Consider the following 21,373-nt stretch of genomic DNA (forward strand, 5'->3'; position numbering starts at 1 on the left):
GGTGGTGGGTTATGCCCCTAATCACAGCCACGACAACAGCATGATTCTGCCGGCGCGCCCAGAATCGCTGGCCATCAATGCCAACGACAGCGCACTGATCGTCGTCGATATGCAAAACGCTTATTCTACCAAGGGCGGCTATCTCGACTTGGCAGGCTTTGATATCTCCAGTACTGGCCCGGTCATCGAGTCCATCGCCAAGGCCATCAAGGCGGCGCGCGCCGCCGGCGTGCAGGTGATTTTCTTCCAGAACGGCTGGGACCCAGAGTACGCAGAAGCAGGCGGCCCCGGATCGCCCAACTGGCACAAGTCCAACGCCATGAAAACCATGCGAAAAAACCCTGAATTGATGGGTACGCTGCTGGCGAAAGGCACTTGGGATTACGATCTGGTCGATGAGCTTACACCACAGCCCGGCGACCTTGTGGTACCCAAGCCACGCTACAGCGGCTTCTTCAATACCGCGTTCGATAGTCTGCTGCGCAGCCGTGGAATTCGTAATCTGGTGTTCACTGGCATCGCCACCAACGTTTGCGTGGAATCCACCCTGCGCGATGGCTTTTTTCTGGAGTACTTCGGCGTCGTGCTGGCGGATGCTACGCATCAGGCCGGCCCCGATTACGTGCAGAAAGCCTCGCTCTACAACATCGAAACTTTTTTTGGCTGGGTCAGCACTGTAGATGATTTCTGCACCACCCTCGCCGCCTCTACCCAGACCCAAGGAGCAACCGCATGAGCAAAAAAACCGTACTCCCTGCCGGCACCGGAAAGCCTCTGGCCCCTTACGTTCCAGGTTCCATGGCTGACGGCATTCTCTATGTGTCCGGCACTCTGCCCTTCGACAAGGACAACAACGTGGTGCACGTGGGTGATGCCGAAGCGCAGACCCGCCATGTACTGGAAACCATCAAAGGCGTAGTCGAAGAAGCTGGCGGCACCATGGATGACGTAACTTTCAACATGATCATGGTGCGCGACTGGAGCGACTATGCCGCCGTTAACCTGGTCTACGCCGAATATTTTCCAGGCGAAAAGCCTGCGCGCTACTGTATTCAGTGCGGCCTGGTTAAACCAGATGCGCTGATCGAAATCGCTAGCATCGCGCATGTCGGCTAACGCAGTGAACAACGCCATGCACATCGAGTTTCATGGTCGTCAGGACGCCGCCGCCCCGACGCTGGTATTCAGCTCGGGGCTTGGCGGAGCCGCCCATTTCTGGGCCCCGCAGCTGAGCGAACTAGGTAAGGACTACCGTATCGTTCTTTACGATCAGCTCGGTACGGGTCAGAGCCCGGCCGAGCTGCCGGAGGAGTACAGTATCGGCGCCATGGCTAGCGAACTGATCAGTTTGTTGGCCGCCCATGATATCGGTGAGTACCACCTAGTGGGTCACGCATTGGGTGGCTTAGTCGGACTGGAAATGGCATTGCAGAAAGCGCCGGGGCTTTTGAGCCTGACGTTGATGAATGCCTGGGCGAATGCTAGCCCACACACGGCCCGCTGCTTCTCAGTGCGCAAAAAACTCTTGGCCGGCTCGGGTCCGGCTGCCTACGTTGAAGCCCAAGCCCTGTTTCTTTATCCACCTACCTGGATCGCCGAGCATATCGAGCAATTACGGGTAGAAGAAGGCAAGCAGGTTGCTGGCTTTCCGCCGGTAGACAACCTCTTACGACGCATCAATGCCCTACTGAGTTTCAATCCAGGCCAGGCGCTGTGGAGTATCGAGCAACCGACCCTACTGATTGCCAACCGCGATGACATGCTGGTGCCCTGGACTTGCTCACAAACACTTCAGCAAGCGCTGCCCAATGCACAACTCAGGGTTTTTGATTACGGCGGGCATGCTTCCAGCATCACCTGCGCGGAGACCATCAATGCAACGCTGGATGACTTCATCACCCGCGTTACGCACACCACCAAGACATTCGCCTAAGCGAGGGCACCATGCACGAATCACTGGACCAAAGCGCCCTTGCGCAACTCTTCACCGAAGCGCGCAGCCACAATGGTTGGCTGGACAAGCCGGTACCGGACAGCCTGTTGGAGCAGCTCTACAATCTCGTCAAAATGGGGCCAACCTCAGCTAATTGCAGCCCTGCGCGCTTCGTTTTTGTGCGCACGCGTCAGGGTAAAGAGCTGCTCAAACCCTGCCTATCATCCGGCAATCTGGAAAAAACCATGAACGCGCCGGTCACCGCGATTGTCGCCTTCGATAACCGCTTCTATGACGCGCTGCCAGAGCTCTTCCCGCATGGCGACGCTCGCAGTTGGTTTACCGGCAGCCCGGAGCTTATCCAGGAAACAGCCTTCCGCAACAGCTCCATGCAAGCGGCTTATCTGATCATGGCCGCCCGTAGCCTGGGCCTGGATACCGGCCCTATGTCCGGATTCGACACCAAGGCATTGGATCAGGCTTTTTTCAATGACAGCCAGTGGAAGTCAAACATGTTGATCAATTTGGGTTACGGCGACAGCAGCAAGGTGTTCGAACGTCTGCCGCGCTTGGCCTATTCGAAAACTTGCATTCTTACCTGAAGGAGTCCGCCATGTTGGCAGTCAAAATCCCAGAGCCCTTGCCTACGGAAGTAAGCCGCGACGCGTTTCGTAATGCCATGTCGGTACTTGCTGCCGCCGTCAACGTGGTGACCACCGATGGTCCCGCCGGTCGTGCCGGCTTCACCGCCACCGCCGTGTGCAGCGTCTCGGATGAGCCACCCAGCCTGCTGGTATGCCTTAATCGCAACGCCTCGGTATATGACACCTTTTGCGTCAACGGCCATTTGTGCGTTAACACCCTGACGGCCAATCATCAGGCGCTATCCAACCTGTTCGGCGGAAAATCGTCCATGGAAGAGCGCTTTGCCAGTGCGCAGTGGAGCACTGAGTGCACGGGCGCGCCTATGCTCGATGATGCGCTGATCAATTTCGACTGCCGCGTTACCAACCGCGTGGAGGCAGGTAGTCACGACATTCTGATCTGTGAGATTGTCGGTATTCGCCAGCAAGATAGCGGAGAGGGTCTGATCTACTTTCAGCGCGGCTACTGCAACGCCACACAGCTAATGTAACTGGCGCACGCACTAAAAAGCCGGAGTACTTGTGTACTCCGGCTTTTTTCACCGACATCAGCGACCCGGTAATTAAGCTGCCAGTTCAGCCAGTGCCTTGTCAGCTTCCGCGCGGCCTTTACCCGCTTCTTCGTCACCCATCGACTGACCCTCCACATGCACGAAAGTCACGTCTTTGATGCCGATAAAGCCCAGGGCTGTGGTGATGTACGGCTGTTGGTGATCCTGTGGCATGCCCTGGTGGCGGCCCCCGCGAGAAGTGACCACATAAACTTTACGATCAGGCGTCAACGGAACCGGACCGGTTTCAGTGTACTTGAAGGTACGCCCGGCACGCAGCACGTGGTCAAACCAGGATTTGAGGGTCGAGGTAATGCCAAAGTTGTACATCGGTGACCCTATCACAACCACATCACTGGCCAGCAACTCGTCGACCAGTTCATCCGAGCGTGCAGCGGCAGCGCGCTCTTCCTGGGTCTGTTGATCGGCGGGCTTCATCCAACCGCCCAGCAGGGTTTCATCCAGGTGCGGCAGCGGTTGCGCGCCAATATCACGGATGACCACCTTGGCCTGCGGATACTGAGCTTGCAGTTTGGCGGTCAGGGTAGCTGTGTATTCGCGTGACAGAGAACCGCTCTGACGCGCGCTGCTTTGAATAACCAAAATCTGTTGCATGGCAAACCTCCATCTAATACGTTTCGTATGGAGGCATGTTAGACCCAATAAAAAGATATAAAAGCGCAAATATGCGCTGATAACTATCTATATAACTGATATATCTATTTAGCCTTGCAGTTCAGCGTTACCCGCACACGGGTGACTGCCCGCTCGAATGGCTGAGTCAGCACGGTACTCTCGCCGGCATCCAGTATGGTGCGGCGCGGAAAAGGACGCTCCGGCCCACTGATAAAAGTGGCTTCGCATTCAGCGGCGTTGGTGCCGTTGTTGCTAACCGTCACAGTCGCGATGTTACTAACATCATCCGAAGTGGCAGAAATAGTCACTCCGTCGGCATTCACTTCGACGTCAATCGGGTAAGAAGCCATCGCGACGGCAGGAAACAAACAGCTCAGCAGCAATAAAGGGCGGAAGCATGACATTGAAAAACTCCTTGTTATAAGCCGGTATCAAATCGAGTACTCGGTAATAGCAACAGATTGGCGTTAAACGCTCGCACGGTGTAAACGCCACAAGAGGTAGTGTAGATGAAAGCACCCCGTGTGACCCTGGAACAATGGCGTACGCTGCAAGCGGTAGTCGATCACGGCGGCTACGCGCAGGCCGCTGAGGCGCTGCACCGCTCCCAGTCTTCGATAAGCTACACCATAGCGCGTATGCAGGAACAATTGGGTGTGCCCCTGCTGGAAATTGAAGGACGCAAGGCCGTGCTGACCGAGGCCGGTACTACCCTGCTTCGGCGTTCACGTCAGGTAGTACAGCAAGCCAGCCAACTTGAGCTATTAGCGCACCAGATGGAACAGGGCTGGGAGGCAGAAGTCCAACTCGTAGTCGATGCTGCTTACCCCACCGAACGCCTGGCCACAGCGCTGCAAGCCTTCATGCCCCTGAGCCAGGGTTGCCGCGTGCAACTACGTGAAGAGGTGCTCTCGGGTGTAGAGGAGTGCCTGATTAACGGCAGTGCCGATTTGGCTATTTCAGGCATAAGCATCGCAGGCTTTCTGCCGCAACAGCTCAATGCAGTGGAGTTTGTGGCCGTCGCCCACCCGGAGCATCCGTTACACCAACTGCACCGCACCATCACCCACGACGATTTGCAGGGTCATCTACAGGTAGTTATCCGTGACTCCGGGCGACGTCAGCCGCGTGATTCTGGCTGGCTCGGCGCTGAGCAGCGTTGGACGGTAGCCAGTCTTGGCACCGCCGCCAAACTGGTAACGCGTGGGCTAGGATTTGCCTGGGTGCCCGAACATGAAGTTAGCGAGCAGATGGCGAGCGGGAAATTAAAATTACTGCCGCTGGAACAGGGTGCGCGACGCTCTCACTACCTGTTTTTGTACGCCAATCGCGAGCGGCCCATGGGACCTGCAACGCGCATTCTTGCGGACCTGCTGATTGAACATTCGATGACAGCCTGACTGTAGCCTTCTAATCTGCCTATCTCCGTGCCTAGAATGGCGCTTTCGGCCTTCAGGGATGTACCGCATGCCGCAGATCAAGTTGAACGACTGTTTGTTTCACTACACCGATCAGGGCAGCGGCCCCCCGCTGTTACTGCTGCACGGCTTGGGCTCCAGCGAGCGGGACTGGGAATACCAGCTACCGGCCCTGACCGAGCACTACCGAGTACTCTGTCTAGACAGTCGCGGCCACGGACAAACCGAAAAAGGTGGCAAGGGTTATTCCATCTCGCTGTTTGCCGCAGATTGCCTGGCATTTATTCAGGCATTGGAGCTGGATAAGCCACACATTGTTGGCCTATCGATGGGTGGCATGATCGCCTTTCAGCTGGCCACCCATTCTCCGCAAACACCCGCAAGCCTAACCATAGTCAACAGCGCGCCTGAGGTTATCCCTCGCAAGCCGGCTGAATACTGGATGGCCGGAAAACGTCTATTTTTTGCTCACATACTGCCAATGCGTGCCATCGCAGGCGGCTTGAGTAAAGTGCTGTTTCCCAAACCGGACCAGCAGCACCACCGCGACACCTTTCAGACGCGCTGGTGCGAGAACGACCGCAGTAGCTACCTAGCTTCGTTGCGCGCCATCGTCGGCTGGGGTGTGAGTGGGCAGCTTGATCGCATTGTCTGCCCGGTTCTGGTCGTCAGTGCTGATAAGGATTACACACCGGTTGAACAAAAACGTGAGTATGTGGGTCGATTAGGCGATGCCAGACTGGAAGTCATCACCGATTCACGGCACGCTACACCGGTTGATCAACCCGAGGCATTCAATAGCCTGTTGCTGGATTTTCTGCAGCAGGTGGATGCCGCACGGAACACTACCCCCGAAACAGATCCTGCCTGAGCAGGGCTAGATAACAATGGAGTACACGATGCTGAAACACCTAGTTGGTGCCGCCACCCTGATGCTGTTGAGTTGCACCGCACTGGCCGATAACCCTCGCGTTCAGCTGTCCACCTCGCTGGGCGATATTGTGGTTGAGCTTGATGAGAAGGCTGCTCCCATCAGCGTTGCCAACTTCCTGCGCTACGCGGAGTCCGGTCATTACGATGGGGTTATTTTCCACCGCGTGATCCCCGGTTTCATGGTTCAAACCGGTGGTTTTGATCCGAACATGCGCCAGCGTGAAGTCGGCAAACCGATCAAGAACGAAGCCGAGAACGGGCTACTCAATAACCGCTATACCCTCGCCATGGCGCGTACCGGTGTTGTCGATAGCGCGACTAGCCAATTCTTCATCAACCTTGGCAACAACGACTTTTTGAACCACGGTGACCGTGACTTTGGTTACGCGGTATTCGGCAAAGTAGTCAGCGGCGAAGGTGTTGTTGAAACCATCGGCAAAGTAGCCACTACCAGCAAGGCTGGGCATTCCGATGTACCGGTAAATCCGGTCACGATTCTCAGCGCCAAGGTACTAGACGCCGAGTAATCATAGCGAGCCTCAGGTTTCCTGTTTGAATGGCAGGAAACCTACGGACTCTTGCTGATAGGCTCTAACCCCAGCGCGCTCGTGCTGCAAGAAATCCGCTACCGCCTCATGCAATCCCGGCTGCAATTTGTGCCACGACTGGGTAAGCACAGGCTCAAAGCCTCGAACCAATTTATGTTCACCCTGAGCACCCGCGTCAAAACGGCTTAAGCCTTCGGCAATGCACCTGTCCATGCCCTGGTAGAAACAGGTTTCAAAGTGCAGCCGGTCGTATTCCTCCAGGCACCCCCAGTAACGCCCGTACAAGGTGTCATCCCCGACTAGAAACAGCGCTCCCGCTACGTCCTTACCATCGTGCCGGGCAAACACCAAGCGCGCTACGTCGGGCAGCTCGGCAGACAACTCGCTGAAAAAGGCGCGCGTGAGGTAAGGCTGCTGGCCGCGTTTGAGATAGGTTGCCGCATAGAAAGGAAAAAACCGCTCCCAGTGGGCCTCGTTTATTTCAACGCCTTGATGCCACTCGAAATGAATGCCTTGCGCCTCAACTGACTGCCGCTCCTTACGGAAATTCTTGCGCTTGCGTGAGCTGCAGGCCGCAAGAAAGCCATCGAAACTCTGGTATTCACGGTTGAACCAGTGAAACTGGCAACCCAACCGTTGCATCCAACCCGCTTGCTCTAACAAGTGGTTGTCTTGATCATCGTTGAACAGCAGATTCACACCCGATACCGAGCCGCGTTGCAGGGTTTCGTTCAGCGCCTGCAAAATCAGCTGCTGACTCGTCTCACAACGACCCAGCAGGCGCGGGCCTTGCACCGGCGAAAAGGGTACGGCAGCCAACAGTTTTGGGTAGTAGTGCTGCCCTGCCCGCTCCCAAGCCTCCGCCCATTGCCAGTCGAAAACGTACTCGCCGTAGGAATGCATCTTCTGATACAGCGGCAACAGGGCCTGCAGAGTGCCGTCGGGGTTTTCCACCACCAGATGCGCAGGTGCCCAGCCGGCTTGCATGCTAACCGAACCGCTGCGTTCCAACGCAGCCAGGAAACCATGGCGCAGAAATGGATAGCCATTCGGCAGCAAGGCATCCCAATGACTGGCGCTGATCTGATCAATATGCGTAAGCTGACGTAGTTTTATAGGGAACTCCAAAGGTGGTTTACCGCTAACTTCATGGCGCAAAGAGTGCCACAGCTGGCCGTTCACACCGAATGAATTTATTCGTTTTACAGTGATACGGTGTTACAGCACCCGCAAAGCGATTACGCAGAGCAAAAACGTGGGATTCAACCGCAAGAAACGGAGTGCTGCCTCTATTGGCCACAGCCATCATAGCGCTCTCCTTGGCGACGCAAATGAGAACCCGCATGAACTCGACCACTCTCGTTACAGACAACCATGAAGCCTGTTGGCAGGCGGTGCAAGACCGCGATCCCAACGCAGACGGTCAGTTTATTTATGCGGTACTCAGTACCGGCGTTTACTGCCGTCCAAGCTGTCCGTCGCGCCCCGCGCGGCGTGAGAATCTGCGATTCTTCGATACGCCCGCTGCCGCCGAGCAAGCCGGTTATCGGGCGTGCCTGCGCTGCCGACCACAAGATGCGTCCGCACAGACCCAACAGCAACTGCGCATAGCCGAAGTCTGCCGAATGATTGAACAAGCAGAGCACACACCCAACCTGCAAGAGTTAGCAGCGCATGCAAACCTGAGTCCCCATCACCTGCACCGGGTCTTCAAACAAACCACCGGCCTGACACCCAAAGCCTATGCCAATGCGGTGCGCCAACGTCGTTTAGCTGACACTTTGAATACCACGCAGAGCGTTACCGCTGCTGCCTTCGCAGCCGGTTTCGCATCCGGTAGCCGTTTTTACGCGAGCAGCGACAGTTTGCTCGGCATGACGCCCAGCCAATACCGCGCGGGCGGCAGCAGTCAACAGATCAAGTACACACTAGCGCCGTGCTCGCTTGGACTGGTTCTAGCGGCTTTTAGCGGCAAAGGCATTTGCGCGATCTTGTTGGGTGATCAGGCAGACGATTTGACGGCAGATTTGCTACACCGCTTTCCAGCCGCCGAGTGCCTGTTGGCACCGGACGAGCCAGGCAACGTCATCCAGCAAGTTGTCAGTTTGATAGAGCAACCGACGACAGCGCTGGACTTGCCCCTCGACATCCGCGGCACCGTATTCCAGCGGCAGGTCTGGCAAGCCTTGCAGCAAATACCGCTGGGTGAAACTGCCAATTATTCTGATATAGCCGCACGCATAGGCTCGCCACGCGCGGTGCGTGCGGTAGCCAGCGCTTGCGCTGCTAACCCTCTTGCGCTGGTGGTGCCTTGTCATCGAGTGCTGCGCCGTGACGGTGCGCTGTCAGGGTATCGCTGGGGACTCGAACGTAAACAGGCGTTACTTGATCGCGAAGCCGCCGCTCGGAAAATAATCGATGGATAGTTAATATGCCCAGCCCTACAACGCTCACTACCGAACTGATTTTGCCCAGCGACTTCAGGGTCGATGATGTGCTGCGCTTTTATCGCCGCGATCAGCAGCAGGTGGCAGAACGTGTGGATGGCAGCCAGATAAAAAAAACATTGCTTTACCAACATGTACCCGCCTGCCTGGCCATCGATTTTCGCAGCCCCGAGCTTGCCACCATCCGTTTTAATAGCGATGCGCCGGTGGCGCTGAGTGTTGCCGAACTAGGCGCGTGGGGCGCTCACCTGCTGGGCTTACCGCAACCTGTAGAGGCTTTCGCAAAGCACTACTCTCAGCACGCTGAGCTTGGCATGCTCCTAAAAGCCACTCCCGGATTACGGATACCTCAGGCGATCAGCCCATTCGAAGCCGCTTGCTGGGCAGTTATCGGCCAGATGATCAGCGTGGCTGCGGCGATATCCATTCGTCGTCGATTGATCCAGCAGCACGGTCAGCCACACAGTAGCGGCCTGATTTGCCACCCGGATGCGCAGAGGCTGTCGCAACTGGAAAGCAGCGACCTCACTCCTTGCGGGCTGTCACGCAGCAAAGCTAGCAGTTTGCTGCTACTGGCCAATGAGACGGCTGCGGGAAACCTGCCGTTGCAACACTGGAGCGATGCGGCTTCACGTGAACCCAGCGATCTAGCCGCGCAGTTGCTCGCCTTGCGTGGCATAGGCCCCTGGACAGTCAGCTACATAATGCTGCGTGGCTTCGGTTTACTGGATGGATCACTGCATGGCGATGTGGTGGTACGTAAGCGGCTGCAAAAACTGCTGGCACAAGACGATACCCCCGACCAGCGCCAGACCGCTACCTGGCTGGCGGCATTCAGCCCTTACCGTGCCTTGGTTGCGGCCCACCTTTGGGCCATGCCGGTAAGCGAAGAAGCAAAAGATTATTAATATTTGCGATAAAAGCAGACAAAAAAATCCCCCGCGAACGGGGGGAGAAAGGAGCAGTACAGGAGCTGATGGGGTCAGCTGGTAATAGCTTATAAGTGCAAGGTTACAATTGTTACTTCGCGGTCCAATCCAAAAACTCCTGGCGGCTTTGCGGCGACAACATCAACCAAAACTGCTTTAACGTGGACAGGGTGGCGTCGTTCGCTGGCAGAGTTTGTTGTGGTGCAGCAGCCTGCGACGGAACAACGACAGGCGCAGCGACTACGGCGGCCGATTGGCTGGCTGCTTGTGGCTGAGTGCCTAATGGAGCAATCGCATCACCGCTGGTAGCAGCAACTGCCGAGCCAGTACCCAGCATCTGCCCCAACAGCGATACATAAGCGGGGCCAGGTACAGTGGCTACGCGCTGACCTGTGCGCGTATTGACTGCCGCGCCAGCGAAGCTGTCTTCCATCGCCTGGGCATCTTTTAAGTTGCTGGGCTCCGGAAACTCCAGACGCCATACATCGCCGGCCTGGCCGTTGATGCTGAACGTTGCACTGCGGGTACGCACGACTTCGTGGCTCAAACCACCACCTACGTCATAACCATTTTCAAAGTAGGCATTGATCCGATATTCGCCCGGTTGCAACTCAAGCTCACGCAAGTTATTACCCACCATGCGGTTGGCCGCAGGCGCTGGCTGACCGTTGATGTCCAGCACTTCCAGCGTGTTGGGCATTTCTACCACTACGAGCTGCGACGCCGGCTGCTCGGAACCGGAATAGAGTTTGACGGGGGCCTGTTGAGCACAGGCAGACAGCAGCAGGACGGCGGCAAGACAAATAAGGTGACGCATCGGATAGAACTCCAGGCACAAGTGATGGCGATGTTTGATCAAGTAATGACCGGGATTAAATGACCACTTGGCGACGAGATTAAGTCTGTAGGGTTTCACTTTAATGACAAAGCCGAACTGTTTTGATAAACAGTCCGGCTTTGGAGTTACTGCAGCAACGTCGATCTAAGCAATGAAGATGAGATCAGAAGTCGTAGCGCATACCTACTGACAAACCAGAAGCTTCTTCACCGGCAGCGCCGCCCGGTGTAGCTGAACGGGCCTGACCCCAAGGAGTCAGAGCAACGTTATCTTCGTTATCAACAATGGCGTAGTTGGCGTATACGCGAACTGCCTTGTCCAGCTTGTGCTCTACGCCGACGACCCACATATCGCTGTCGTAATCTTCCGCGTCAGCATCACGGGTCATCCACATACCCTTGATAGCAGTGTTAGAAGCGACTTTGAACTCAGCACCAAGACCGTAAGTGTCTGAAGTCAGCTGATCACGGACAGCCTCGGTAACAGCTTCGTTGGTGTAATCAACTGTCTGGTAGAAACCAACAGCCTTGATGGCGTCAGTGATCTTGAAGGCAGCCGCGCCGCGGAAACCATCGCGCTCACCGCGACCGGTATCTTCTTCAGCCGTTTCGTAAGCCAACGAGGCTTCCAGCAAATCACCAACGTAGTTTACAGAGCCGCTGAATACGCTTTCGTCTAGATCGGTGTCAGCTTCTTCACCCTCTTGAACGGAGTAGCCCAAAGTAGCGAAGAAACCGCTCATATCTGGAGTGGTGTATTGAACGGTGTTGTCATAACGCTCGTCAAAACGGGCATTGCCAACACGGGTCAGGTTACGCATGTCACCGACCTGATCGCCGAACAGGTTAGCTGGGCCACGCGCCGCTTTAAATGGGCTGTCAAAACGACCCAGCTGGAACGTACCGAAACCCCCTTTCAGGCCTACAAAAGTATCGCGGGTAGCGAAGTTGGTGCTGTCACCATCGCTGCTACCGGAAGAAAAGTTGATCTGCTGCTCGATCTGGAAAAAGGCAGTCAGGTTCGGGTTAATCTCATGATCACCTTTGAAGCCCAGGCGTGAAGAGTTGCTGGACAGATTGGTTTCAGAGTAATCAGCGCCATCATCCAGAAAATCCACGGATACATGTGCACGGCCGTAGATATTTACGTCGGCCATGGCAACAGCCGGAATGGCAGCTGCCAGAGCTGTAACGGCGAATCCGGCAAAATGCTTACGCAGTGTCATTGAGTCTTCCCTCATTAGTGTTTTGCGTTGACAGATAAACAACACATTTGGGCTGCCTTATGGCTTGTTGCCCGGTGTTGGAGGGAATACTGGCAGCGTCATATTTCAGATCGGTTGCGCGAAGATGAACATTCGATGACAGAGGAACTTTTTAACGCGAAAGTAGCCGAGGCGCGGGTTACAAGAACCGGAAGGAAAGTAAGGATCGTAAAATCAGCAGGATAGCGGTAAAACCCAGAAAAGGTGTCAGCTCAGCTTGGCTGTGCGTCCAGGTTCATGCAGAGGTGCGCTCAGCAGAATGTCGTCATTTAGCCAGCCGTTTAATAGCGCCAAACCATTCGTTAAAAATGCATCATCGCAGCTCAAGCCGCTTTTCTCGGCCAACAAGCTGAGTAACGCGCTCGGCGTGTAGCTCTGCTCATGCAAATGGCTCAATAACTGAAAAGTAAAGGCCGTCAGTTGCATGAAGCGCACTTTGTCGTTGCGGTCGCGCCACACTAATAGACAGGTGACCTGCTCCGGCACAGTAGTCGGTTGGTAGTCAGGCCCAATCTGGTGAACCGGCCATTGATAAGCCTGCGGCCAAGCCAAAGGTGACGGGTAAACAAGGCTGTGCAGACTCAGCTCAGCGCCCTGCTCGTCCTTGGCTGGCAACTCATCGGCGGCGGTATCCAATGCCAGCTCAACCCACTCGTAGTGCGCCAATTCCAGCATATAAGGCGGATCGCCCGCGTCGGCCAGATAACCGCTCTGTAACCAGGCGATGAATTCCTGACCAATCTCGAGGAAGTACGGTGAGCGGCAATGGTGCTGTGCAATAAAGTCACTCACCAAGCTGTTCCAGCGTTCGGCCGACAATAGGCCGTGCAACACCGGAAAGGTGCCGCGCACGAAGCTTTCAATGCTGTTGAAGAATAATCGCTCGTATACCGCTACCCGCTGCGTCGGTACGCCTTCTGGCAACGGTTTGGTTGCGGGATCGCGTAAACGCGCGGCAAAGCGGCGCTGATGCCATTCACTGGTTTTATGGGTATTGCTCACGCGCGCAGACTTCTTGGTGCAGTGGCTGCGGATTGCAATGCGCGGATCTGCGCTACTTCAGCGTAGAGCTCGGCAATCGGGGGGAAGTTAAAGTCTCGCTCTAACAAGGTGGGGCGCACACCATGTGCAGCGTAGGCCAATTGCAGTAACCGCCATACCGGATCGATTACCGGGGCGCCATGGCTATCGATTTTCAGACCAGGCTCGGCGTCAAAATGACCGGCGATGTGCATATAAGCAATGCGCGCGCTCGGCATTGCCCTGATGAAATGCTCGGCGTCGCTGCCGAAGTTGATGCTATTAACCAATACGTTATTGACGTCCAATAGCAGCTGACAGTCTGCCTCCTGCAGCACGCGGCTAACGAAGTCCGCCTCATCCATATCGCCCGGAAGACAGACGTACGCCGAAACGTTTTCGATAATCAATGGCCGCTCCAGCGCCTCTTCCACCTGTTTTACACGCTGCGCTATGCGCACAACATTGCTGTCGCTGAAGGGAACGGGCATTAAGTCATAAAGCTGACCATCATCAGCACAAGCGGAAAGATGTTCGCTGTAAACACTGATCTGGTGTTCATCCAGAAAGCATTTGATGTCAGTCAGCAAACGCTGATCCAATGGTGCCAAGCCACCCAGGTTGAGAGACAAGCCATGGCAAGCGAACGCATGGCGTTCGGTTAGGGCGCGGAACTGACGGCCGTAACGGCCGCCAATATTGATCCAGTTTTCTGGCGCTACTTCAAAGAAATCCACACCGGGGTTTGGGCCCTGGGTAATCTCATTGAGTAAGCCGCGGCGCAGACCGAGGCCTGCGCCCTGCACGCCAGTAGGCTGAGTGAAATTCACCAATTAGTTGCCGCAGGTGCCTTCACGCTCACTTTTACCTTCTTCCTTGCCTTCACCACAGCTGCCTTCACCACACTTGCCTTCCATGTCGCCCTCACCATGGTTGTCCGCCACGTTGTAGCCACTTTGCAGTTCTTGCACGGCGAAAGGGTTTTCTGCGGCGTTAACGCTGGCACCAGCGCCCATCAGAGTGACACCAAGGGTTACGATAGCGGTATTGAGTTTGTTCATGGTCAATCTCCATTTTTGTATTAGAGGCATAGAATGCCTCCTCACTAAACTAGACCAGGCTAAGCCACTGTGGTTACAAATTTGGGTATATTTTCTTTATCGCAAGACACTTTAGTGCTTATCTTGCTGGCCTTTTTCGTTGGACTGAGCAGTACGCTGCTCCAGCATGGTCTTGAGTAGCCGCTCAAGATCGGGCATCGGCGTATCTGGCATGTGTTTTATCACGCGTTGACTGACGCGCAACTGACGGACAAATCGACGGCAGCGAAAACACATAGCCAAGTGCGTGCGCACCGCAAAACGCTGTTTAAAGCTTAGCTCACCATCCAGCAGATCGCTGGACTGCGCCACCAGATCTCGACATGTCAACATTCGCCTGTTACCTCAAAATGATCCAACGTCGCGAAGACGCTCAATCGCGCACGGTGCAGCAATACCCGTACATTAGAGTGCGAGATGTCGAGCAGGTTACAGATTTCTTCCAATTCAAGACATTGACGGTCGCGTAGCATTATCACGCTGCGCTGCAGCTCTGACAGACTGGTCAGGGTATGTTCCAGACACTCACGCAGCTCCTGCTCATCCAGCAGGGCTTCGGGCGAGTCTGAATGCCATGAGATCGGAGATTGCAACCAATGCCCGTTGGGCTTGAAGCGATCAGCACCTATGCTGCCGTGAGGGCCGCTGAGATCGTCGATGAAGACTTCTCGACGTTGTTTTTTTAAGCGGGTTTTAGCGGTATTGGCAGTGATGGTCAGTAGCCAGGTTTTCAGGCTGGAGCGGCTGGCGAAGCCATCTATATTACGTACTACCGCCAACCAACTGTCCTGCACCACCTCGTCTGCGCTGCTGCTGCTGCCGACGATAGCGATAGCGACCGCACGCATGGCGCCTTGATGGGTGCTGACAAGCAGCTTGTAGGCTGCTTGCTCACCCTTGCGCAAGCGCTCAAGCAGCCGCTCTTCATCCATCACAATAGGTTTCTCTTCAGCCGCAATGGCATCATCAGTTTTTGCGTACCACCACGCTGCCAATCGAGTAACCCGCGCCGAACGAACAGATCACCCCGTGGCTGCCAACAGGCAAATCTGCCTGATGCTGGTGGAAGGCGATGATTGAGCCAGCGGAGCTGGTGTTGGCATACTTATCGAGGACCACAGGGGCCTCTTCGGCACTCGGGTCGCGGCCCAGCAGCTTGCGCGCGATCAGCATGTTCATGTTCAAATTGGCTTGATGCAACCAGAAGCGCTTGATGTCTTCCACTTCCAAGCCCACTTCCTTCAGGTGATTGCCAATCAGCTCCGCTACCATAGGGCAAACATCACGAAACACCTTGCGGCCGTTCTGCACAAACAGCTTGTCTGGCTTACCCACGCCGGATTCGTCAGCGCGATTGAGGAAGCCGAAGTTGTTGCGGATGTTGTTGGAGAACTTGGTCAGCAGCTTGGTACCCAGAATCTCATAAGGATGCTCGCAGACAGCCTGGTCGGCACGTTCTATGACGACCGCAGTGCAAGCATCACCAAAGATAAAGTGGCTGTCACGGTCACGGAAGCTCATGTGACCGGTGCAAACCTCAGGGTTAACCATTAGCACGGCGCGAGCTTGCCCCAGCTGCACTGCACTGACGGCGTTCTGGATACCAAAGGTGGCAGAAGAACAGGCTACGTTCATGTCAAAACCAAAACCTTCAATGCCCAACGCTTCCTGAACTTCGACCGCCAGCGCTGGATAGCCGCGTGGCAAGTTTGAACACGCCACAATAACGGCGTCTATATCAGCAGGCGTGCGACCTGCCGCTTCCATTGCTTGCTGTGCAGCCTTGACGGCCATCTCGCAGAGCAGCGACTGATCTTCGTTACTGCGCTCGGGAATGTCGGGCACCATGCGGTTAACGTCGAGAATACCGCTTTTGTTCATCACGTAGCGGCTCTTGATACCAGAAGCCTTTTCGATGAACTCAGTGCTGGAGCCGGCTAGCGGCTCAACAGTACCCGCCTCGATGGCGGCGGCGTTTTCGGCATTGAACTGCTCGACATAGGCATTGAAGCTTTCTACCAACTCTTCATTGCTAATGCTTTCTGTAGGGGTATACAAACCTGTTCCGCTGATCACGACTTTGTGCACGGTCGGTCCTCTTCTCATGTTATGGACGCGGTCTACTGAACGCCGGCGCGCTACTGCCAGTAAACCGCTCTAATCTTTAGATAATTAGCGTAAGTGTTGCTCAAGCCAACCAAGAACCAGCGGAAAATGATCTACCTCTGCCTGTGGGTGGGTCAGTAGGTCTGTGTGCCCATAACGTCTGGAACACCCCTGCCCCTTCTCCAGCAACACGATTTGTGCATCATGTGGCCCCAGCTCTCGGGCAAAGTCACGGACATCGCCGATATGCCCCTGTTGACGATCTGACTCACCAGCCAGATACAAACCCGGCGGCCAAACAAGCTTACCTATCGCGCTAGCATAGTCGAAACCATCTTCAAGATCACGCCATTCGCCGCGCATCCAGGCAAGATTGGTAGCATGGATTGCGGTTGATTCATCCGCCGAGCCAATTGCCATAGCGCGCGCAGGTATCACGCCTTTCACGCGGCCCAACAACGGTAGCAATCGCTGCCAAAATAGCGCGCTAGTCAAGCGCGTAGCCCGCGAGCCATGTAGCTGGCGGCGACGTACTCCAAAGTGCAACAAACCTCGTATGCGGGTCAACAAGTCCGGACGACGAATCAACGCGCTTACCAGCCACACTCCACCCCAGCCATGCCCCACACAAAAAACAGGCTGACCTGGATGGCGCGCATACACAAACTCCAGCAGCGCCGGCAGATCCTGGTTAATCAGGGCTGACTGAGTGACCTCAGCAGATGACTCCAGCAACGCTGGGGCACTCTGGCCATGCCCGCGCAGATCGGCGACATAGGCCGTGTGACCTTCAGCTGCCAGAGTCCCAGCCAAGCCCTGATCGTTGCGCGGATGAAAAACCCGGCCGTCTTCCAGCGCGCCATGTACCAGTAACAAAACAGCGCCCGTATTGCTGCTGCCGAAACAGCGCAATTCGAGCTCTACGGCGTCAACCTTCAGCTTGTGCGTTTCAATCAGGCTCTGCTCCACCTCAAATCCTTCAAGTCTTGTTATCGGCTGATCAGTGTAACGACCCTATGCGACTCAATCTGTGATTTCGCGCCACAGTTTGGCTAGTCGTTTCGCAGATACGGGCATCTTGGTACCGAGCTGCTGCGCAAACAGCGATATACGATACTCTTCCAACATCCAGCGCCACTCTTCCAGTCGCGCATCCCAGCGCCCTTCTCGGCGCAGCTTCTCGGTCAACGCGAGATACTGCTGCCAAAAACCCTGTAATTCGTCAGTCCAGGCACGATCGCGTGGCACTTGCCCCGGTAGCTTGTCCAGACGTTGCTCTATGGCCGTTAAGTACCGCGGGTATTGGGCCAACCATTGTGCTGGTACTGCACGGGCAAACCCGGGATATACCAGATTGGCCAGCTGATCGCGCACATCGTTCATCGCCAGCGCGTGGGCCAGCTCAACTTTGCCCTTGAAGCGTTTACGCAGGCTGTGCCACTGCTTAAGAATACCGAGTATCTGTTGCGCCAATTGTTCAGCACTTGGGACCCAATCAGCGCGCCGCTGATCAAGTAACGCCTTGAGTGCATCGGGGTCACGTGGCAGATCGAGCTTATCCGCCAAGAAAACCCTATCAATCGCCCCGAGCAACACGTCATCGGTCAATTGTTTCTGCGTACCCAAATCCCGGTAGTAAATGGCCGCATCCTTCAACGCGGAAGTCTTCTGTCGCAATAGCCGAGCTTGCTCCGGCAAGGCTTGTAGTAACAGACGTTGGACGCCGAGGCGGTGTTGCTGGGCAGCAATTTGCGAGACGTCGAATAGCTTCTCGACTACCTCCTCGCCCTGCTCAACCCAACCGGGATATACGTTGATTGCGATACCCGCCTGCTTGCGAATCAGGGTGGGCGGCAATGCATAAGTGCCCGCTGGGGCGTCACCGCCGGCGTTAGCTGGGGTTTCTTCAGTATTACTATTTTCTGGCTCCAATGGCCGGCCTTCCAGCTCGCCGCAGAGTGCGCTGTAATCTCGGCCGCTGCAGATAACATTGGCACTGGCATCGACCACTTCAATGCGCATGCGCAGATGATCTTCCAGCTGGATCTCATCCCAACTCTGCTCATCCAAACGCACGCCGGTCATGCGTGTCAGTTCGCGACCCAACGCCTGCGTCAGGCTGCCTTCAGCAAAGGGCATACGCTCCAACGCGGCGCGGACGAAATCGGGCACGGGTACGAAATTTTTGCGCAGCGTTTTAGGTAAGCCGCGCACCAACGCCACACTCTTGTCGAACAGCAGACCTGGTACCAGCCATTCCAAGCGGCTTTGCGGGATGCGCCGCAACAATGAAGCAGGCACTCTTACGGTGACTCCATCGTGCGGATGACCGGGCTCAAAATGATAGTTCAGCGGCAGTGCGACCGACTCCCAACGCAGCAGATCCGGATATAGGTCTGCGCTGACTTCGTTGGCATCACGCTGCAGTAAATCTTCACGGGTCATGTGTAGCAGCTTGGACTGCTGCTCACTATTGCGCTTCACCCAACGCTCGAACGTGGCCAGCTGTACGGTATCAGCCGGGACGTGCTGATCAAAAAAGCGGTACAGGGTTTCATCATCAACCACTATGTCGCGCTTGCGTGACTTGGCTTCCAACTCGTCCAGTTCACTGATGAGCTGTTGATTAGCTTTGTTGAAAGCCGCACGACCGTGCCATTCGCCGCCTACCAGCGCATGGCGTATAAACAACTCACGCGAGACTACTGGGTCAATCGGGCCATAGTGGATCTTACGGCGCGGCACGATGATCAAACCGTAGAGTGTAACCTGCTCAAAGGCCACTACCTGGCCACGCTTCTTTTCCCAATGCGGCTCGCTGTAACTGGTTTTGGTCAGGTGTGCGGCTAGCGGCTCTATCCAGGCCGGATCAACCTTGGCTGCCAAGCGCCCATACAAACGTCGGGTTTCGGTTAGTTCCGCCACCATTACCCAGGCGGGTTTTTTCTTTGCCAAAGCTGATGAAGGGTGCAGTAGAAAGCGGCGCTGCCGCGCACCCAAATAGTCGCCGTCTTCAGTCTTGTTGCCCAGATGGCTGAGCAAACCAGCGAGCAGCGCCTTATGGATAGACTCGTGCCCGGCCGGCTGGGTGTTGTCCTTAAGTCCGAGATCACGGCAGGTCAGGCGTATCTGACGATGCGTCTCGCGCCATTCGCGTAAGCGCAGGAAGTTGAGAAAATTACGCCGACACCAGTTACGCAGCTGACCTTGCGTCAAAGCTTGCCGTTGCTGCTCGTGGCCGGCCCAGAGGTTAAGGAAAGCAGCAAAGTCCGAGACCTCGTCCGCCCATTGTGTGTGTGCCTGGTCAGCGGCTTGCTGTTTCTCGAGTGGACGTTCACGCGGGTCCTGTACCGACAACGCGCTGGCAATCACGGCGATCTCGTATAAACAGTCCTGCTTGGCGCCCTCTAGCAGCATGCGACCGATCCGCGGATCAACCGGTAAGCGTGCCAGCTGTCGCCCTAGATCGGTCATACCATCGGCGCGATCAACCGCGCCCAACTCCTGCAGCAAGGTAAAACCATCGCTAATGGAGCGGCTGTCCGGCGGCTCAATGAATGGGAAATCTTCGATGCGACCCAAACGCAGGTGCAACATCTGCAGAATGACCGAAGCCAGGTTGGTGCGGCGGATTTCCGGATCGGTGAAAGCCGGGCGGCCGTTAAAGTCATCTTCGCCATACAATCGCACGCAGATGCCCGGCGCCACGCGACCGCAGCGGCCCTTGCGCTGGTTGGCGCTGGCCTGAGATACCGCTTCGATCGGCAACCGCTGCACCTTGGAGCGTGGGCTATAGCGGCTAATGCGCGCCTCGCCTGGGTCTATCACATAGACGATACCCGGTACGGTCAACGAGGTTTCCGCAACGTTAGTCGCCAACACCACCCGGCGTCCGGCGTGGGAAGCAAATATCTTTTGCTGCTCGCTCACCGACAACCGCGCATACAACGGCAGAATCTCGGTGTGTTTGAGATTAGCTTTGCGTAGATAGTCTGCGGTGTCGCGAATCTCCCGCTCACCCGGCAGGAAGATCAGCACGTCGCCCGGCGGCTGTCGGTGCTCGCGCTCATGGGCGTCGATCTCACGCAGTGCAGAAACAATGCCCTGATCAATGCTCAGGTCTTCCTCGACGACGTTGCCCTCTTCGTCCTGCTCCGCGCTAAGCGGCCGATACCAGACATCCACCGGGAACGCTCTGCCAGACACCTCAATAACGGGGGCGTTGTCAAAGTGTTGCGAGAAGCGCTCTAGGTCGATGGTCGCAGAGGTAATAATCAATTTGAGATCTGGTCGCTTGCCCAGAATGGTTTTCAGGTAGCCGAGCAAAAAGTCGATATTCAGGCTTCGTTCATGGGCTTCATCAATGATGATGGTGTCGTAACGATTGAGAAAACGGTCATTCTGAGTCTCAGCCAGCAGAATGCCGTCGGTCATCAACTTGACCAGCGTTTTTTCCGAGCTTTGATCGGTGAAGCGCACCTGAAAGCCCACCAGTTCGCCGAGCGGCGTAGCCAGCTCGTCGGCAATGCGGCTGGCTACGCTGCGCGCCGCCAAGCGACGCGGCTGGGTATGGCCAATCAAACCACGGGTACCGCGACCCAGCTCCAGGCAAATCTTGGGCAGCTGAGTTGTTTTACCAGAACCCGTTTCGCCAGCGATCACCACTACCTGGTGTTCGGCAATTGCCGCTTTGATCTGCTCGCGCTTTTCAGCAATCGGTAGGCTATCGACAAATTGAATAGCTGGAATACTCGCCTCGCGCGCTGCAACCTTGGCAGCGGAGGCGTCGAAGCGTTTTATCCAGGCACTACTCGCTTGGGCATCGGCGCTGTCGCCTAACTTGCCATATTGCTGTTGTAAGCGATTGCGGTCGGCGGCCATTACTCGTGAAAAGTCGGGACTGCGCGTATCTAGGGTGGGCATGGAGCGTCCTGTAACATGAAAAAGCCCCGCCGGAACGAGTCAGGCGGGGCTTTATTGTCGCAAAAATGCGACGACTATTGCAG

The 21,373-nt window shown here is 55.9% G+C and carries 23 protein-coding genes; 10 read left to right on the forward strand and 13 right to left on the reverse strand.

Translation table 11 applies throughout. The annotated features are described in order from the left end of the window. Positions 1-40 precede the first annotated feature (40 nt). From rutB to AC1XYH_RS08325, 5 genes are read left to right on the forward strand one after another with little or no spacing between them, the layout of a single operon-like run. Positions 41-736 (forward strand): pyrimidine utilization protein B, encoded by a 696-nt coding sequence (gene rutB, locus AC1XYH_RS08305; RefSeq protein WP_483326331.1) that lies wholly within the window; start codon positions 41-43, stop codon positions 734-736. Next, the gene (gene rutC, locus AC1XYH_RS08310; protein ID WP_483326110.1) at positions 733-1,116 is read left to right on the forward strand and encodes a pyrimidine utilization protein C; all 384 of its coding nucleotides are present in this window, start codon (positions 733-735) and stop codon (positions 1,114-1,116) included. The genes rutB and rutC overlap by 4 nt, the downstream gene beginning before the upstream one ends. A 16-nt stretch (positions 1,117-1,132) precedes the next feature. Then, the gene (gene rutD / locus AC1XYH_RS08315; RefSeq protein ID WP_483326332.1) at positions 1,133-1,933 is read left to right on the forward strand and encodes a pyrimidine utilization protein D; all 801 of its coding nucleotides are present in this window, start codon (positions 1,133-1,135) and stop codon (positions 1,931-1,933) included. 11 nt (positions 1,934-1,944) lie between these two features. Continuing rightward, the gene (locus AC1XYH_RS08320; protein ID WP_483326111.1) at positions 1,945-2,535 is read left to right on the forward strand and encodes a malonic semialdehyde reductase; all 591 of its coding nucleotides are present in this window, start codon (positions 1,945-1,947) and stop codon (positions 2,533-2,535) included. 11 nt (positions 2,536-2,546) lie between these two features. Continuing rightward, a complete protein-coding gene (locus tag AC1XYH_RS08325) occupies positions 2,547-3,068 on the forward strand; it encodes a flavin reductase (protein WP_483326112.1) in 522 nt (173 codons plus the stop codon). 72 nt (positions 3,069-3,140) lie between these two features. Here AC1XYH_RS08325 and AC1XYH_RS08330 read toward each other — a convergent pair whose 3' ends face one another. Further along, on the reverse strand, positions 3,141-3,743 hold the full coding sequence (locus tag AC1XYH_RS08330; protein ID WP_483326113.1) for an FMN-dependent NADH-azoreductase: 603 nt from the start codon (positions 3,741-3,743) through the stop codon (positions 3,141-3,143). Positions 3,744-3,847: 104 nt separating this feature from the next. Beyond that, positions 3,848-4,168: a 3-phosphoglycerate kinase gene (locus AC1XYH_RS08335; protein ID WP_483326114.1), complete on the reverse strand. Its 321-nt coding sequence runs from the start codon at positions 4,166-4,168 to the stop codon at positions 3,848-3,850. A gap of 105 nt (positions 4,169-4,273) precedes the next feature. Here AC1XYH_RS08335 and AC1XYH_RS08340 point away from each other — a divergent pair, with 105 nt between their 5' ends. The 3 genes from AC1XYH_RS08340 to AC1XYH_RS08350 all read left to right on the forward strand — a co-directional run bounded on the left by AC1XYH_RS08340 (position 4,274) and on the right by AC1XYH_RS08350 (position 6,642). After that, positions 4,274-5,164: a LysR family transcriptional regulator gene (locus AC1XYH_RS08340; protein WP_483326115.1), complete on the forward strand. Its 891-nt coding sequence runs from the start codon at positions 4,274-4,276 to the stop codon at positions 5,162-5,164. Between the two features lie 67 nt (positions 5,165-5,231). Continuing rightward, entirely contained in the window at positions 5,232-6,053 is an 822-nt protein-coding gene (locus AC1XYH_RS08345; RefSeq protein WP_483326116.1) for an alpha/beta fold hydrolase, read from the forward strand. 28 nt (positions 6,054-6,081) lie between these two features. Then, positions 6,082-6,642, forward strand: a complete 561-nt coding sequence (locus tag AC1XYH_RS08350) for a peptidylprolyl isomerase (protein WP_483326117.1) — start codon at positions 6,082-6,084, stop codon at positions 6,640-6,642. Positions 6,643-6,654: 12 nt separating this feature from the next. Here the strand turns inward: AC1XYH_RS08350 and AC1XYH_RS08355 are convergent, their stop codons facing one another. Beyond that, positions 6,655-7,779 (reverse strand): GNAT family N-acetyltransferase, encoded by a 1,125-nt coding sequence (locus tag AC1XYH_RS08355; RefSeq protein WP_483326333.1) that lies wholly within the window; start codon positions 7,777-7,779, stop codon positions 6,655-6,657. A 227-nt stretch (positions 7,780-8,006) separates the two neighbouring features. Here AC1XYH_RS08355 and ada point away from each other — a divergent pair, with 227 nt between their 5' ends. After that, positions 8,007-9,089 (forward strand): bifunctional DNA-binding transcriptional regulator/O6-methylguanine-DNA methyltransferase Ada, encoded by a 1,083-nt coding sequence (gene ada, locus AC1XYH_RS08360; protein ID WP_483326118.1) that lies wholly within the window; start codon positions 8,007-8,009, stop codon positions 9,087-9,089. A 5-nt stretch (positions 9,090-9,094) separates the two neighbouring features. After that, positions 9,095-10,018, forward strand: a complete 924-nt coding sequence (locus tag AC1XYH_RS08365) for a DNA-3-methyladenine glycosylase 2 (RefSeq protein WP_483326119.1) — start codon at positions 9,095-9,097, stop codon at positions 10,016-10,018. 112 nt (positions 10,019-10,130) lie between these two features. Here AC1XYH_RS08365 and AC1XYH_RS08370 read toward each other — a convergent pair whose 3' ends face one another. The 10 genes from AC1XYH_RS08370 to hrpA all read right to left on the reverse strand — a co-directional run bounded on the left by AC1XYH_RS08370 (position 10,131) and on the right by hrpA (position 21,290). After that, entirely contained in the window at positions 10,131-10,856 is a 726-nt protein-coding gene (locus AC1XYH_RS08370; RefSeq protein ID WP_483326120.1) for a DUF2057 family protein, read from the reverse strand. Positions 10,857-11,040: 184 nt separating this feature from the next. After that, on the reverse strand, positions 11,041-12,102 hold the full coding sequence (locus tag AC1XYH_RS08375; protein ID WP_483326121.1) for a porin: 1,062 nt from the start codon (positions 12,100-12,102) through the stop codon (positions 11,041-11,043). 246 nt (positions 12,103-12,348) lie between these two features. Beyond that, complete coding sequence (locus AC1XYH_RS08380; RefSeq protein ID WP_483326122.1) at positions 12,349-13,143, reverse strand: HvfC family RiPP maturation protein; 795 nt, start codon at positions 13,141-13,143, stop codon at positions 12,349-12,351. Continuing rightward, complete coding sequence (locus tag AC1XYH_RS08385) at positions 13,140-13,991, reverse strand: HvfB family MNIO-type RiPP peptide maturase (protein ID WP_483326123.1); 852 nt, start codon at positions 13,989-13,991, stop codon at positions 13,140-13,142. The genes AC1XYH_RS08380 and AC1XYH_RS08385 overlap by 4 nt, the downstream gene beginning before the upstream one ends. A 3-nt stretch (positions 13,992-13,994) precedes the next feature. After that, the gene (locus AC1XYH_RS08390) at positions 13,995-14,222 is read right to left on the reverse strand and encodes a hypothetical protein (protein WP_483326124.1); all 228 of its coding nucleotides are present in this window, start codon (positions 14,220-14,222) and stop codon (positions 13,995-13,997) included. Between the two features lie 111 nt (positions 14,223-14,333). Beyond that, positions 14,334-14,594 (reverse strand): anti-sigma factor family protein, encoded by a 261-nt coding sequence (locus AC1XYH_RS08395; protein ID WP_483326125.1) that lies wholly within the window; start codon positions 14,592-14,594, stop codon positions 14,334-14,336. Beyond that, entirely contained in the window at positions 14,588-15,193 is a 606-nt protein-coding gene (locus AC1XYH_RS08400) for an RNA polymerase sigma factor (protein ID WP_483326334.1), read from the reverse strand. The genes AC1XYH_RS08395 and AC1XYH_RS08400 overlap by 7 nt, the downstream gene beginning before the upstream one ends. 34 nt (positions 15,194-15,227) lie before the next feature. Continuing rightward, the gene (locus AC1XYH_RS08405) at positions 15,228-16,349 is read right to left on the reverse strand and encodes a beta-ketoacyl-ACP synthase III (protein WP_483326126.1); all 1,122 of its coding nucleotides are present in this window, start codon (positions 16,347-16,349) and stop codon (positions 15,228-15,230) included. Between the two features lie 84 nt (positions 16,350-16,433). Next, entirely contained in the window at positions 16,434-17,336 is a 903-nt protein-coding gene (locus AC1XYH_RS08410; RefSeq protein ID WP_483326127.1) for an alpha/beta fold hydrolase, read from the reverse strand. A gap of 54 nt (positions 17,337-17,390) precedes the next feature. After that, the gene (gene hrpA / locus AC1XYH_RS08415; protein ID WP_483326128.1) at positions 17,391-21,290 is read right to left on the reverse strand and encodes an ATP-dependent RNA helicase HrpA; all 3,900 of its coding nucleotides are present in this window, start codon (positions 21,288-21,290) and stop codon (positions 17,391-17,393) included. Positions 21,291-21,373 lie beyond the last annotated feature (83 nt).

It is taken from the genome of Pseudomonas sp. GW-45, from assembly GCF_056896675.1.